Source organism: Pseudonocardia yunnanensis (genome assembly GCF_039534065.1).
Lineage (GTDB): Bacteria > Actinomycetota > Actinomycetes > Mycobacteriales > Pseudonocardiaceae > Pseudonocardia > Pseudonocardia yunnanensis.
This window is the reverse complement of sequence record NZ_BAAAUS010000030.1, coordinates 232,663-246,494: the sequence shown is the minus strand read 5'-3', so window position 1 is coordinate 246,494 and position 13,832 is coordinate 232,663. Positions and strand designations below refer to the sequence as shown.

Genomic DNA, 13,832 nt, shown 5'->3' with positions numbered 1-13,832 from the left:
CCGGCGTGATCACGCCTGCGGGGCGAGGGCAGACGCCCGAAGCCCGTGGCCGGTAGCGTCAGATATGTGGCAACAGCGGACGGGAACGAGTCGCCCGAGGAGGGTTCGCGAGAACCTGACGGCCTCGAGCCGAGCGACGTCGGTCCGACCGGCGCGAACAGCAGCCTGACCGGTAACGCCGCCGCCGGCGGAACGAGCGACGGCAGCCCGGACAGCAGCGGCAACGGCAGCTCCCCCAACGGCAACGGCTCGAACGGCAACGGCCACAACGGCGCCACCCACTCCGGGGCCGCCGCCGGTTCGCCATGGGCTGCCCCGGAGTGGTCCCCGTGGTCGCAGGAGGCGGCATCAGGGGCGCCGGCAGAGCCCCCCGGCGCCGCTGTGGCCCAGCCCGGACCAGGGCCGTACGCCGAGGGTTCGTACCCGCCCGGTCCTTACCAGCCGTACGCGGCCGGGCCGGGGACGTCGGGCCCCTACCCGATGTATCCGCCGAGCGCGTACCCATCGATGCCGGACCCCCACCCGTCCGCCCCTCTTCCCGTCGGCAGGCGGTCGCCCCGGCATCCGGCGGGACGGGCACTCGCCGGTGCCCCGGCCCGCACGCATCGCTGGGGCCTGGGCGCCTACGTGCTCGTCGAGGCGGTGTTCCTGCTCACGTCCGTGCTCATCGGCTGGGCCGTGCTCGGCAACCTGCCGGTGGTCGCCGGGCTGATCCTCGCGCTGGCCGTGCCCACCGTGCTGGCGGCCGCCACCGCGGTACTGATCACCGTGCTGCGCGGCAACGGGCCGCGCACCGACCTACGTCTGCAGTGGTCGTGGAGCGACGTCGGGCTCGGTGTCGCGTTCGGGCTCGGCGGGCTGGCCCTCACGGTGCCGGCCTCGCTCGTGTACGTCGCGATCGTCGGGCCGGATGCGAGCTCGGCGGTCGGAGACGTGTTCGGGTCGGTCAGGACCGGTCCGGTGCTGGCCGCGGTGGTGTTGGTGATCGTGGTGTTCCTCGCTCCACTGTGCGAGGAGATCGTGTACCGGGGCCTGTTGTGGGGCGGGATCGAGCGGCTCGCCAACCGCTGGGTGGCCTTCGGCGTCACGACACTGCTCTTCGCGATGGCCCACTTCGAGTTCACCCGTACGCCGCTGCTGCTCATCGTCGCGATCCCGATCGCGGTGGCGCGCCTGTACACAGGCAGGCTGCTGCCCAGCATCGTTGCGCACCAGGTGAACAACCTCCTGCCCGGAGTCGTGCTGATGCTCGGCCTCCTGGGCCTCATGCCGACCGGGTGACCTGGCGGCTCCGTGCGTCATCGCCCGAAGGTGTCTGGCAGAATGACGGATCGGTCATGCGGCTGGCCCTCTACCGTGCCGCGGCCGCACACGTCGACGAAGCGCTGCCCGTAACCCCACGCGAGCCGCGCGGACTCACCACAAGCACCACGATCCGCGAGGAGCAACGACCAGCGTGGCCGTCAAGATCAAGCTGATGAGGCTGGGCAAGATCCGTCAGCCGTACTACCGCATCGTCGTGGCCGATGCCCGCAACCGCCGCAGCGGCCGGGCGATCGAGACCATCGGCAAGTACCACCCGAAGAACGAGCCGAGCCTGATCGAGGTCGACTCCGAGCGGGCGCAGTACTGGCTGGGCGTGGGCGCGCAGCCCACCGAGCCCGTGCAGCACCTGCTGGAGATCACGGGCGACTGGCAGAAGTTCAAGGGCCTGCCCGGCGCCGAGGGCACCCTCAAGCCGCAGCCGGAGAAGGCCGACAAGCTCGCCCGCTTCCAGGCTGCGCTCGCCGCCGCGAGCGAGGAGCCCACCACCGAGGCCACCACCCCGAAGAAGCGGGGCGACCGCCGGCCCAAGGCCGACTCCGCCGAGGGTGAGGCCACCACGGCCACCGAGGCCACCGAGTCGTGAGTGTCCTCGCGGACGCTCTCGAGCACCTCGTCCGGGGCATCGTCGACCACCCGGACGACGTGCAGGTGGAGCTCGTCACCACGCGCCGGGGACGCACTCTCGAGGTGCGCGTGCACCCGGAGGACCTCGGCAAGGTGATCGGCCGCGGAGGCCGCACGGCCACCGCGCTCCGCACGGTCGTGGGTGGCATCGGCGGCCGAGGCGTGCGGGTCGATGTCGTCGACACCGACCGGTAACGGCACTGCCGAGCGAGCGGTGCCGGTCAGCGACAGCACCGAGTTGCTCGTCGGCATCGCCGCCCGGGCCCACGGCCTGCGCGGCGAGCTCGTCGTCGACGTCCACACCGATTCGCCCGACGAGCGGTTCACGTCCGGTTCCGTGCTCACCGCGCGGCGCGCCGGCATGCCGGATGCCGCGGTCACCGTCGAGTCCACCCGGCCGCACTCCGGCCGGCTGCTCGTGCGGTTCGTCGAGGTGCCCGACCGCGACGCCGCCGAGGCGATGCGCGGCGCCCGCCTCCTGATCGGCTCCGACACGGTTGCGCCGCCGACGGATCCGGACGAGTTCCACGTCCACCAGCTCGAAGGTCTGCGGGCCGAGCTGGAGGACGGCTCCGTCGTGGGGTCGGTCCGTGAGGTCGTGCACGGTCCGGGCGGGGAGCTCCTCGTGCTGGTCCGGCCCGACCGGCCGGATGCGCTCGTGCCGTTCGTGCGCGCGATCGTGCCCACCGTCGACATCGACGGCGGCAGGGTTGTGCTCACCCCGCCCGAGGGCTTGCTCGACCTGGAATGAACTGAGCGACCTTCACGGCCCCCGCAGCACAGCTGCGGGGGCCGTGCTGCTTTTCCGGCTGCATTCGGCCTGCATTCGGCGCGGGGTACGCGCCCGCCGTCAACCAGGGTTGACACGGGTCTGCTGTCAACGTAGGTTGACGGCATGACGGATGCGACGAAAGTGGCGGCAGCCGCGTCGAGCAGGGATCCGGCGGTCGGCCTGGCCGCGGTGGCGTCCCTGCGGGTGCTGCTCGAGTCATTGGAAGAGCTCCAGGTCACCAACGCGCGGGCGCAGGGGTGGTCCTGGCAGCAGATCGCCGAGGTGCTGCGGGTCAGCAGGCAGGCAGTGCACAAGAAGTACCGCCGGTTCGGGTTCTGAGGGGAGCGGGGAGATGTTCGAACGTTTCAGTAACGAGGCACGCCTGGTGGTGGTGGCCGCGCAGGAGCAGGCGCGCGGCAGGGCGGCGGACTCCATTCGCAGCGAGCACCTGCTGGCCGCGATGGTCGTGGGGCGGCCCAATCCGGCTGCTGTGATCCTGAAGTCCCTGGGCGTCGACGGCGCCGTAGTGAATGCGGAGATCAGCCGACTACGGCCGGACGGAAGCCCTCCCCCGGACGCCGAGGCGCTCGCCACCCTCGGCATCGACCTCGACGAGGTGCGCCGCCAGGTCGAGGAGGCCTTCGGGCCGGGTGCGCTGGAACGCACCCGGGCCGCCCGTGGACGCGCCCCGCGCGGTCACATCCCGTTCGACCGCGCGGCGAAGAAGGTGCTGGAGCTGGCCCTGCGTGAGGCGCTGCGGTTGAAGCACAACTTCATCGGCGCCGAGCACATCCTGCTGGGGATGCTGCATTCGGAGACCGGGGCGGCGCAGCAGATCCTCGCCTCCCACGGAGTCGGCCTCGACGCCACGCGCGTGATCGTGGACGAGCTGGTCCGCGGCCGGCAGGCCGGCTGACCGTCCCGCGTACGGTGCCCCGGTGCGGATCGACGTCGTCACCATCTTTCCCGCCTACCTCGCCCCGCTGCGGGAGGCGCTCCTGGGCCGGGCCATCGCGGCGGGCCTCGTCGATCTTGCGGTGCACGACCTACGGAGCTGGACGCGCGACGTCCACCAGGCCGTCGACGACTCCCCTTACGGCGGCGGGCCCGGGATGGTGATGCGCCCGCAGGTGTGGGGGCAAGCGCTCGACGACGTGCTGGCGGAACACGGTCCGGCGCGCCTGGTGGTGCCCACACCGGCGGGCCGGCCGTTCACCCAGGCCACGGCCGAGGCCTGGGCCACCGAGCCGCGCCTGGTGTTCGCCTGCGGCCGGTACGAGGGGATCGACCAACGGGTGATGGACGAGGCGGCGACCCGGATGCCCGTCGACGAGGTGAGCATCGGCGACTACGTCCTCGTCGGCGGTGAGGCGGCCGTGCTCGTGATGGTCGAGGCGGTGGTGCGCCTCATGCCCGGCGTGCTCGGCAATCCGGCATCGGCGCAGCAGGACTCCTTCTCCGACGGCCTCCTCGAAGGGCCGGCCTACACCCGGCCGGTGACCTGGCGGGGGCTCACCGTCCCCGAGGTGCTGCGCAGCGGAAACCACGCCGCGATCGCACGCTGGCGGCGTGATCGTGCTCTCGAACGCACGGCGCAGCGGCGCCCGGATCTGCTCGCCGCCATGCCCGACGAGGCCCTCGACAACGCCGACCGCGAGTTTCTCACCCACCTGAGGGGCGGGTGATTTCACTGCACCCGATCGCGTCTGGCACTATGGACGGGTTGCCAGCGTCAGACGCACGTGCGTCGGGCCAGTCGGCGCCACCGATCCTCGACGATTGGAAGGGCGCCCCCGCACGACCGCTATCACGGACCGAGGACGGATCTTCGCGATGAACACCCTGGACGCCCTGGACGCACAGCAGCTGCGCTCCGACATCCCCGCCTTCCGGCCGGGTGACACGCTCAAGGTGCACGTGAAGGTCGTCGAGGGCACTCGATCCCGCGTTCAGGTGTTCCAGGGCGTCGTCATCCGCCGCCAGGGAGCCGGGTCGCGGGAGACCTTCACGGTCCGCAAGGTGTCGTTCGGTGTCGGCGTGGAGCGCACCTTCCCGGTGCACTCGCCGAACCTCGACAAGATCGAGGTCTTCACCCGCGGTGACGTCCGCCGGGCGAAGCTCTACTACCTCCGCGAGCTCCGCGGCAAGGCCGCGAAGATCAAGGAGAAGCGCGAGACTCCGTCCGCGTCCTGACTGTCCCGGTCAGGTTGACGTAGCCTCGTGGGCGTGGCCCTACCCGAGCTCCCCGACGACCGGCGGGCCCCGCCCCGGCGCTATCCGCCGGCGGACCAGCCGGCGCCCGGGCGATCCCAGGGGCAGCGTCCCAACGCCGCGTCACCGGGCGGGCCGTATGCGGGGTCCTACGGCGGTTCGCCGGTCGGGCCGGCTACGGGAGGTCAGCCTCCCGGCTTCGGGGCCCCTCCGCAGCGCGGGGGCACGTACAACGGAGCGCCCGTCAACGGAGGCGCGCCCGGAGGTTCCTATGCACCTCCGCGTCGCCCCGCCGGCCCGCCCGTCAACGGCCAGCGGGCTGCGGAACGGCCCCCGCCCCCGAGGCGCCGTGATCCCGCCGACGACGAGACGACTGTCATCCACCACGGCCTGATCGACGACGACGCGTCCGACCAGAACCCCGAGGTTCCCGGTCGGCACCGCCGCCGGGCCGGCGCAACCCCACCCCCCCGCGACGACGACCAGTCCGCGCAGGGCGGGGGCAGGAAGCGCGGCGGCCGCCGCAGGCGACCGGCGTTCTGGAAGGAACTGCCGCTGCTCATCGTGGTGGCGTTGGTGCTGACGTTCCTGATCCAGACCTTCGTCGCCAAGGTCTACGTGATCCCGTCGGGCTCGATGGAGACCACGCTGCACGGCTGCACCGGGTGCAACAACGACCGCGTGCTCGTCGACAAGATCACCTATCGGTTCTCCGACCCGGCTCCGGGCGACGTCGTGGTGTTCCGCGGCCCGGACAGCTGGAGCAGCGAGATCAACGTACAGGAGCCGACGAACCCGCTGACCAGGGCTCTGCAGGGGCTGGGATCGCTCATCGGACTCGCGCCGCCCGACGAGAAGGACTTCGTGAAGCGCGTCATCGCGGTCGGGGGCCAGACGGTCTCCTGCTGCGACTCGCGCAACCGGGTGATGGTCGACGGCGAACCGCTCACCGAGCCCTACATCTACTACCTGCCTGCGGCGGGGCCGCCGAAGCAGAGCCCGTTCGGGCCGGTCACGGTGCCCGAGGGGCAGCTGTGGATGATGGGCGACAGCCGCAACAACTCCGCCGACTCGCGGGTGCCCGACCACGGGCCCGTCCCTGTGGCGAACGTGATCGGCCAAGCTCGGGTGATCGTGCTACCCGTCTCGCGCTTCGGCTGGATCTCCTCCATCGACCCGCAGTCCACCGCCGTCGGTATGCCGGCACCCGCAGCGCCGGCCGGAGCACCCCTCGGCCTCGGGCTACTGGGCACGCTCCCGCTCGCGGCGTGGCGGCGCAGGTTGTACCGGCAGGATCCGGAGCTATGGGGTTTCCTCCCGGGTCGCCCCCGCTCCTGATCGCCGTCGAGACTCGGAGCCCGACCGTCGGACCCGTGTCGTACGACCCTGCCCGCCCGGTGGAGACTTCTCATCTGATGCCCGCACGCCCTGCTCCTCGTCGTACGCCGGCCCGCCGCCCGATGCGGCCGACGCTTCCTCCCGAGCTCCGTCCAGCCCGTGCCGTCGTACGCCGTTCCGCGGGCAGTTGGACCTTGCAATCCACGCTGCAGCGCCACGGCCTCGGCCCAGTGGCGGGGGTCGACGAGGCCGGTCGCGGTGCCTGCGCCGGCCCGCTCGTCGTCGCGGCCTGCGTCCTCCGGCCGGGTGACGCCAAGCGGCTCGACGGCCTGACCGACTCGAAGCTGCTCACGCCCGCCGCGCGTGAGGAGTACTACGCGCTGATCACACGCTGGGCGCAGGACAGCGCCGTGGTCGTGATCCCGCCCGAGGAGGTGGACCGGCGAGGTGTGCACGTCGCCAACATCGAGGGCATGCGCCGCGCCGTGGCGGGGCTGACCGATCGCCCCGGATACGTTCTGACGGACGGGTTCCCGGTGCGTGGCTTCGGCAGCCCCGCGCTCGCGGTGCCCAAGGGCGACCAGGTGGCAGCGTGCGTCGCGGCGGCATCCGTGCTGGCCAAGGTGACTCGGGACCGGATCATGGTCGCTCTGCACGACGAGTTCCCGGAGTACGGCTTTGCCGAGCACAAGGGCTACTGCACGACGGTGCACGACGCTGCGCTGACGGAGCACGGGCCGAGCCGGGTGCACCGCTTCTCCTTCGTCAACGTGCGGGCGGCCCGTGGCGACGTCGCCATCCCTGTCGGCGTCGGTGGCGGTGTCGTCGGGGCTGCGGTCGAGGACGATGACGACGTCGCCGCACTCGAGGCCGCTGCCGCTGTCGGGCTTCCCACGGCCCTGGTCCACAATGGGACAGTCACCGTCGGGCCGACCGAGGTGGGGGCAGAGGGAGGGATGGAACCGTGAGCGCCGAGGATCTCGAAAAGTACGAGACCGAGATGGAGCTCACGCTCTACAAGGAGTACCGGGACATCGTGGCCCAGTTCTCCTACGTCGTGGAGACGGAGCGGCGGTTCTACCTCGCCAATTCAGTGGATGTCGCCGCACGCAACGCCGACGGCGAGATCTACTTCGAGGTCCGCATGTCCGACGCATGGGTGTGGGACATGTACCGGCCGGCTCGGTTCGTGAAGCACGTCCGGGTTCTCACCTTCAAGGATGTGAACGTCGAGGAGCTGGACAAGCCGGATCTGCGGCTACCCGGCGGCGACCAGTTCGGTTCCTGACGTCGGTTTCCTTCCTATTGCACCGGAATTCGCCGGGCATCCGGTGGTCGTCCGAGCAGGCTACGGTCGCGATGTCGACGGTCGGTTCGAGCATCCCCCTCACTGCGGGTGAGCTCGGGACCGTCCGCGGCCTCTGCAGCGAGAGCGGCCCGGTAGGACTCGATCAATTCGATTCCACCGATCAACGCCGCTCTGCGCACGTGCGTCCAGAATGATGCGCACGACTTTCACTTGCACGTTCCGATGTGGATTTCGTGAGTGCATCGGCAACGCGCCCGTCGTCCACATCGGGCACGCCGAGTTCGTGGCTCTACACCGTCCTCCTGATGGCATCGGCCTTCGCCGGGCGCCGTAGGCGGGGTTGTCCCCATCGCCCCCGAACTGTCCACAGTTGTGAGAACCGCCTGCCCCGGCACACGCCGGACGTCGATCGTTGTCGGCATGGCAGCGAAGGACGTGCTCGGTCGCCACGGCGAGGACCTCGCGGCGACGTACCTGGAGCAACGGGGTCTTGTGGTCCTGTCCCGCAACTGGCGGTGCCGGCACGGCGAGCTCGATCTGGTCGCCACCGATGCCGACCGGCTGGTGGTCTGCGAGGTCAAGACGCGCTCGGGTGTCCGGTTCGGTGAGCCCGCGGAGGCCGTCGACCGGCGCAAGGCAGCCCGCATCCGGCGGGTCACCCAGGCCTGGCTCGCCGCCCACCAGGTGCGGTGGTGCGAGATCCGGTTCGACGTGCTCGCGGTCGTCGCCGAGCCGGGCAAGCCCGTCACCGTGCGCCACTACAAGGCGGCGTTCTGATGGGGCTCGCGCGCGCCTGGTCGGTCACCCTGCTCGGCGTGGAGGGCCACGTCGTGGAGATCGAGGCCGACGTCGGCGGCGGCCTCCCAGGGGTCCACCTGCTGGGCCTGCCGGACGCGGCGCTGCACGAGTCCAAGGACCGGGTGCGTGCCGCCATCGTCAACTCCGGGTGCACGTGGCCCAACGAACGCATCCTGCTGGCGCTCTCGCCCGCCACGCTCCGCAAGGCAGGCAGCGGGTTCGATCTCGCGCTCGCGTGTTGCATCCTCTGCACGTCCGAGGTGGTCGGCCAGCGGTCGCTCGACGGCACGGTGCTGCTCGGCGAGCTTGCCCTCGACGGCAGGCTGCGCCCGGTGCGCGGGGTGCTGCCGTGCCTGCTGGCCGCGCGGAGCGCCGGGATGCGGCGGGTGGTGGTGCCGGCCGCCGCTCTGCCGGAGGCCGCGCTCGTCGAGGGCATCGAGGTCCACGGGGCACACACCCTTGCCGAGGTGCTGGCTTTCCTGAGGGGTGAGTACGACCTGCCTGTGGCCGTTCCGGCCTCGGGCCACGAGGGTCCTGAGCCGCCCGACCTCGCCGACGTCGTCGGGCAGGACGACGCCCGGCACGCGTTGGAGATCGCGGCAGCGGGCGGCCACCACGTCCTGCTGGTGGGCCCGCCGGGCACGGGCAAGACGATGCTGGCGCAGCGGTTCGTCGGGCTGCTCCCGCGGCTCGGCCCCGATGAGGCGCTCGCACTCGCGGCGGTGCGGTCGGTGGCAGGGAAGCTTCCGCCCGGGAGCGGGCTCAGCACCGTGCCGCCGATGGTGGCGCCCCACCACTCGAGCTCGATGGCTGCGCTGCTGGGAGGCGGTAGCGGCCTGGCCCGTCCCGGCGCGGTGTCGCTCGCCCACCGCGGCGTGCTGTTCATGGACGAGGCTCCGGAATGGGGAGCTCAGATGCTCGACGCCCTGCGCACCCCGCTGGAGGAGGGCGAGGTACGGCTCGCACGGGCCGATGGCACGGTCCAGTACCCGGCGCGCTTCCAGCTCGTGCTCGCCGCCAACCCCTGCCCGTGCGCTCCCGCCCACGACCGCGACTGCGTGTGCTCCTCCCTGGTGCGCCGGCGCTACCTGGGCCGGCTGTCCGGCCCCCTGCTCGATCGGGTGGACCTTCGGGCCCGGATGTTCCCGGTCACCGCGCTCTCCGACGCGTCCGGCCTCGCCGAGAGCACGGCCACGGTCCGCGAGAGGGTCCTGGCTGCCCGTGCGGCGGCAGCCGAGCGCTGGGCGGGGCAGGGCTGGCGCACCAACGCCGAGGTCCCAGGGCCCGTACTGCGCACCCGCTTCGCTCTGCCTCGCAGCGCCGTCCGACCCTTGGATGCCGGGCTGCGCGCCGGCGAGCTCACCGCCCGCGGCGCCGACCGGGCGTTGCGTGTCGCCTGGACTCTTGCTGACCTGGCCGGCCGCGACCGCCCGGATCGGGAGCTCGTGGAGACCGCCCTCTTCTTCCGCGATCGGAGGGCGGCATGACCGAGCAGATGTCCGCGAGCGCGCCCCAGGTCGCGGAGGACGTGCTGCTCGCCAGGGCTTACCTGTCGCGGGTGGCCGAGGCCCCCGCCGTCGCGCTCGCGGGGTTCGTCGCCGAGGTCGGTCCCGTGGAGGCGGCGCAACGGGTCCAGGAGGGGCGGGTGAGCGAGGCCGTAGCGGGGGAGACGGGCGCCCGGCGGGTCGTCCGACGGGCCGCGGCCGATCTCGACGCCGCCGCGGCTGCCGGCGCCCGGCTGATCACGCCCGAGCACGCCGAGTGGCCACAGTGGCCGTTCGCGGCGTTCTCCCTCACCGGGCAGCGCGAGCTCGCACCGCCCCTGGCGTTGTGGGTCCGTGGCCCCGGCCTGCTCGCAGAGCTCTGCGAGCAGGCCGTCGCGGTGGTGGGCGCACGCGCGGCCACCAGCTATGGCGCCCACGTGGCTGGGGATTTCTCGGCGGGCCTGGCCGATCGCGGGTTCACCGTCGTCTCCGGTGCCGCGATCGGGATCGACGGCGCGGCTCACCGCGGTGCGCTCGCCGTCGAGGGGCCGACGGTCGCGGTCCTCGCGTGCGGCGTCGACCGTGCCTACCCGGCAGCGCACCAGATGCTGCTGGAGCGGATCGCGACGAGCGGGCTCGTCGTCAGCGAGTACCCGCCCGGGTCCGTTCCCGGCCGCCACCGGTTCCTCGTACGCAATCGGCTGATCGCGGGTATGGCCGCGGGCACGGTCGTGGTGGAGGCGGGGTTGCGCAGCGGCGCACAGCGCACCGCTGCCGACGCGTCGGCCCTGGGCAGGCTGGTGATGGCGGTGCCGGGGCCCGTCACGTCGGGGCTCTCGGCGGGCTGCCACCGCCTTGTCCGGGAGGGAGCGCTTCTCGTCACACGCACGGAGGAAGTGCTGGAGGCGGTCGGCCGGCTCGGGCTCGACCTGGCCGACCCACTCGATTCGAGCGTCGCGCGGCCCACCGACGGTCTCGATCCCGTGGCGGCGGTGGTGCACGACGCCCTCCCCGCCCGGGCCCACCGGGACACACGGTGGCTCGCGATGGAGGCGGGAGTGCCGATCGGGGCGGTGCGCGTCGCCCTCGTCGACCTGGAGCGTCGAGGTCTCGTGGAGCACTGCGATGGCCGATGGCGTCGGCCTCGCGGCGAACAGCTCTGAACTGTGGCGCGTCTGATGCGAGGACCACTGGCTCTGGCATCGGCTCGACGATGTGGGGCGCGGGTGCACGCCGGTGCCGGGCTGTGGGGCAGGGTCGGCCGCTGGACGCTCCGGTATCGGGGGCGGAGGTGGCGCAACGATGGCTGAAAGCGGCGAGTGGTGCCCTCAGGACGCACATGATCGAACTGCGTACGGTATGCATTCGCCGTAGGGCTTGACCAGGAGCGTTCCGCCGCCCACCGTCGATCTGTGACCTCGTCGGCGCAGCTCACTTCCGGTGTCGCGGCGGCTCTTGAGGAGTTCCTGCGACACCTGGCGCTGGAACGCGGCCGCTCGCCCCACACGGTGCGTGCGTACCGCTCGGACCTCACCGGTCTGCTTGCCGGCATCGCGGATCTCCGGGATCTCGACCTCCCGGTCCTGCGCCGCTGGCTTGCTGCCGGACACGCCGCAGGGGCGGGGCGCTCCACCCTGGCCCGGCGGGCGGCGGCCGCCCGCACCTTCACCGCGTGGGCCCGGCGTACCGGCCGGATCCCCTCCGATCCCGGAGCGCGCCTGGCGTCGCCGCGGCCGAATTCCGCGCTACCTGCGGTGCCCACGATGGCAGAGGCCACCGCGCTGCTCGATGCCGCCGGTTCGGGCGCTGCGGAGGGCGAGCCCGTCGCGCTGCGGGATCTGCTGGTCCTCGAGCTGCTCTACGCCACGGGGGTCCGTGTCGCCGAGCTGTGCGGCCTCGACCTCGACGACATCGACGCCGGTCGGCGGGCGCTGCGTGTGGTGGGCAAGGGCGATCGCGAGCGCACGGTCGTTTACGGAGTGCCGGCGGAGGGCGCACTCCGCCGGTGGCTCGCCTGCGGCCGCCCGGCGCTGGTGCGCAGCGGGTCGCCGCCTGCCCTGCTTCTGGGGGCCCGTGGAGGCCGACTGGATCCGCGGGTGGCCCGTGGTGTCGTCCACCAGGCGCTATCCGCAGTTCCGGGCGCACCGGACGTCGGACCGCACGGACTGCGGCATGCCGCAGCAACTCACATGTTGGAGCGCGGCGCGGACCTCCGCTACGTACAGGAGTTGCTCGGTCACGCTAAGCTAGCAACCACTCAGCTCTACACGCACGTCACCGTCGAGCGGTTGAAGGTGGTTCATGAGCAGGCGCATCCCAGGGCGTGACCGTGTCCTGGTCCAGTCGGCGCAGCTCAGAGCCGTGGGACCGCCGGTCGTCATGGCCACAGTGGAGCCTCCGCCCGAACTTGCGGAGGTTGTCGAGCCCGGTGACGCCGCCGTTCGAACGGCCGAGCCGTCTCCGGTGGATGACGTCTGGGCCGCTTATCTGGAGCAGCCGACGCGTGCGCTCCGCGACCGGCTGGTGGTGCACTACACGTCACTAGTCCGTTCGGTGGCCAACCGGGTGGCCGCCGGGCTGCCGTCCTACGTCGAACACGCCGACCTGGTGCAGTGCGGAATCTTCGGGCTCATCGACGCAATCGAGCGGTTCGACCCGCAGCGCTGCCCGCGGTTCGAGAGCTACGCCGCCCAACGCATCCGCGGCGCGATCTTCGACGAGCTCAGGGCGCAGGACTGGGTGCCTCGCAGCGTGCGTGGGCGCGTGCGTGAGCTCGAGCGGGCCCAGGAGCGGTTGGAAGGGCGCCTGCTCCGCGCGGCGACCGAGCGGGAGCTGGCCGACGAGCTGGGTGTGGCGGTGGACGAGCTGCGCTCGTTCACGCGGCAGGTGCAGGTGATCAGCGTGGAGGCGCTGGAGGAGAACAGCGGTGGCGTGTCGGAGCTGCTCGCCGACGAGAGTGCCCCCGACCCCATGGCGATCGTGCAGGCCCATGAGACGTTGCGGCAGCTCTCGGTGGCGGTCGGGCAGCTCGGCGAGCGCGACCGCACGGTGGTGCGGCTCTACTACCTCGAGAATCGGACGCTGGCCGAGATCGGCACTCTGCTCGGTGTGACCGAGTCGCGGGTCTGCCAGCTGCATTCACGGTTGGTGGGACGGCTGCGGGGCCGGCTCGAGGAGCTCGCCGCAGGGTGACGCCGGGACCGCTCACGCTCAGCCATCCGGCCACGGGATCGGCACGGGTAGCAGGCGCACCCGCGGCGGCCGGAGCAGTACGAGGGGATCGAGGTACTCGTTGCGATCCCGCCGGACACCCCAGTGCAGGCATGCCTGCGCCGTGCAGCCTGCGTGCCCGGGTTGGAGGAGCCCGATGACCTCGCCCGCGCGGATCACCGCACCGGTCTCGACCACGGGTTGCACCGGCTCGTAGGTGGTGCGCAGGCCGTCGTCGTGCAGCACGGACACGAGGTCGCGGCCACCGACCGGCCCCGCGAACACGACGGTGCCGGCCCGCGCGGCAAGAACCGGCCCGCCCGCCGCTCCGTCGAGATCGACGCCCCGGTGCCCCGGCCCGTAGGGGTGGCTGGGCGCCCGGAACGGCGTGACGACCGCCGGCGCAGGGAGCATCGGCCACGCGTAGCCGGCCCCCGGAGCGGCGATCCCGGCGCCGGGCGGAGGAGGAATGCCGGCTGCAGGCGGACGTGCGGTGGAGCCGGCCCCGGCGCGGGGATCTGAAGCACTGGGTGGAGGGACATCAGCCACCTCCGGGGGAGGGGCCGGGCCGGTTGGGGGTGAGGATGCGGTGGAGCCGGTTGCGGCGGTGATTGCTCTACCGCTGACCGTGGTCGGCGCCGCGGGGACCCCGGCCGGTGGATGGCGAGCGTCGGGGGTGGCAGCCGGAACGACGTCGAGCGATGAGTGCGGTGCGAGGCTTCCCGGCGTTCCCGTCCGATGCCCACGCCCTACGTCGTGC

17 protein-coding genes are annotated in these 13,832 nt (G+C 72.2%); 16 read left to right on the top strand and 1 reads right to left on the bottom strand.

The window, feature by feature from the left end; genetic code table 11:
• Positions 1 to 66 precede the first annotated feature (66 nt).
• The 16 genes from ABD743_RS28375 to ABD743_RS28295 all read left to right on the top strand — a co-directional run bounded on the left by ABD743_RS28375 (position 67) and on the right by ABD743_RS28295 (position 13,054).
• Entirely contained in the window at positions 67 to 1,281 is a 1,215-nt protein-coding gene (locus tag ABD743_RS28375) for a CPBP family glutamic-type intramembrane protease (protein ID WP_344725398.1), read from the top strand.
• A 175-nt stretch (positions 1,282 to 1,456) separates the two neighbouring features.
• A complete protein-coding gene (gene rpsP, locus ABD743_RS28370) occupies positions 1,457 to 1,909 on the top strand; it encodes a 30S ribosomal protein S16 (RefSeq protein ID WP_344725397.1) in 453 nt (150 codons plus the stop codon).
• Complete coding sequence (locus ABD743_RS28365; protein WP_142049011.1) at positions 1,906 to 2,145, top strand: RNA-binding protein; 240 nt, start codon at positions 1,906 to 1,908, stop codon at positions 2,143 to 2,145. The genes rpsP and ABD743_RS28365 overlap by 4 nt, the downstream gene beginning before the upstream one ends.
• Positions 2,123 to 2,701, top strand: a complete 579-nt coding sequence (rimM, locus tag ABD743_RS28360) for a ribosome maturation factor RimM (protein ID WP_344725396.1) — start codon at positions 2,123 to 2,125, stop codon at positions 2,699 to 2,701. The genes ABD743_RS28365 and rimM overlap by 23 nt, the downstream gene beginning before the upstream one ends.
• A gap of 144 nt (positions 2,702 to 2,845) precedes the next feature.
• Positions 2,846 to 3,061: a helix-turn-helix domain-containing protein gene (locus ABD743_RS28355; protein WP_241040012.1), complete on the top strand. Its 216-nt coding sequence runs from the start codon at positions 2,846 to 2,848 to the stop codon at positions 3,059 to 3,061.
• A gap of 13 nt (positions 3,062 to 3,074) precedes the next feature.
• On the top strand, positions 3,075 to 3,638 hold the full coding sequence (locus ABD743_RS44600; protein WP_379659098.1) for a Clp protease N-terminal domain-containing protein: 564 nt from the start codon (positions 3,075 to 3,077) through the stop codon (positions 3,636 to 3,638).
• A gap of 22 nt (positions 3,639 to 3,660) precedes the next feature.
• Positions 3,661 to 4,407 (top strand): tRNA (guanosine(37)-N1)-methyltransferase TrmD, encoded by a 747-nt coding sequence (gene trmD, locus ABD743_RS28340; RefSeq protein WP_344725395.1) that lies wholly within the window; start codon positions 3,661 to 3,663, stop codon positions 4,405 to 4,407.
• A 148-nt stretch (positions 4,408 to 4,555) separates the two neighbouring features.
• Positions 4,556 to 4,915 (top strand): 50S ribosomal protein L19, encoded by a 360-nt coding sequence (gene rplS / locus ABD743_RS28335; RefSeq protein WP_344725394.1) that lies wholly within the window; start codon positions 4,556 to 4,558, stop codon positions 4,913 to 4,915.
• A gap of 411 nt (positions 4,916 to 5,326) precedes the next feature.
• Positions 5,327 to 6,271, top strand: coding sequence for a signal peptidase I (lepB, locus tag ABD743_RS28330; protein ID WP_379659116.1), 945 nt, complete (start codon positions 5,327 to 5,329; stop codon positions 6,269 to 6,271).
• A 122-nt stretch (positions 6,272 to 6,393) separates the two neighbouring features.
• Entirely contained in the window at positions 6,394 to 7,239 is an 846-nt protein-coding gene (locus ABD743_RS28325) for a ribonuclease HII (RefSeq protein ID WP_344725435.1), read from the top strand.
• Positions 7,236 to 7,559 (top strand): DUF2469 domain-containing protein, encoded by a 324-nt coding sequence (locus ABD743_RS28320; protein WP_241040015.1) that lies wholly within the window; start codon positions 7,236 to 7,238, stop codon positions 7,557 to 7,559. Before ABD743_RS28325 ends, ABD743_RS28320 begins: the two co-directional genes overlap by 4 nt.
• 441 nt (positions 7,560 to 8,000) lie before the next feature.
• Positions 8,001 to 8,357, top strand: coding sequence for a YraN family protein (locus ABD743_RS28315; RefSeq protein WP_344725393.1), 357 nt, complete (start codon positions 8,001 to 8,003; stop codon positions 8,355 to 8,357).
• A complete protein-coding gene (locus ABD743_RS28310) occupies positions 8,357 to 9,865 on the top strand; it encodes a YifB family Mg chelatase-like AAA ATPase (protein ID WP_344725392.1) in 1,509 nt (502 codons plus the stop codon). Before ABD743_RS28315 ends, ABD743_RS28310 begins: the two co-directional genes overlap by 1 nt.
• Entirely contained in the window at positions 9,862 to 11,025 is a 1,164-nt protein-coding gene (gene dprA, locus ABD743_RS28305) for a DNA-processing protein DprA (RefSeq protein ID WP_344725391.1), read from the top strand. The genes ABD743_RS28310 and dprA overlap by 4 nt, the downstream gene beginning before the upstream one ends.
• 249 nt (positions 11,026 to 11,274) lie before the next feature.
• The gene (locus tag ABD743_RS28300; protein WP_344725390.1) at positions 11,275 to 12,189 is read left to right on the top strand and encodes a tyrosine-type recombinase/integrase; all 915 of its coding nucleotides are present in this window, start codon (positions 11,275 to 11,277) and stop codon (positions 12,187 to 12,189) included.
• The gene (locus ABD743_RS28295) at positions 12,164 to 13,054 is read left to right on the top strand and encodes a FliA/WhiG family RNA polymerase sigma factor (protein ID WP_344725389.1); all 891 of its coding nucleotides are present in this window, start codon (positions 12,164 to 12,166) and stop codon (positions 13,052 to 13,054) included. The genes ABD743_RS28300 and ABD743_RS28295 overlap by 26 nt, the downstream gene beginning before the upstream one ends.
• 18 nt (positions 13,055 to 13,072) lie before the next feature.
• Here the strand turns inward: ABD743_RS28295 and ABD743_RS28290 are convergent, their stop codons facing one another.
• Entirely contained in the window at positions 13,073 to 13,486 is a 414-nt protein-coding gene (locus ABD743_RS28290) for a M23 family metallopeptidase (RefSeq protein ID WP_344725388.1), read from the bottom strand.
• Positions 13,487 to 13,832: the final 346 nt, after the last annotated feature.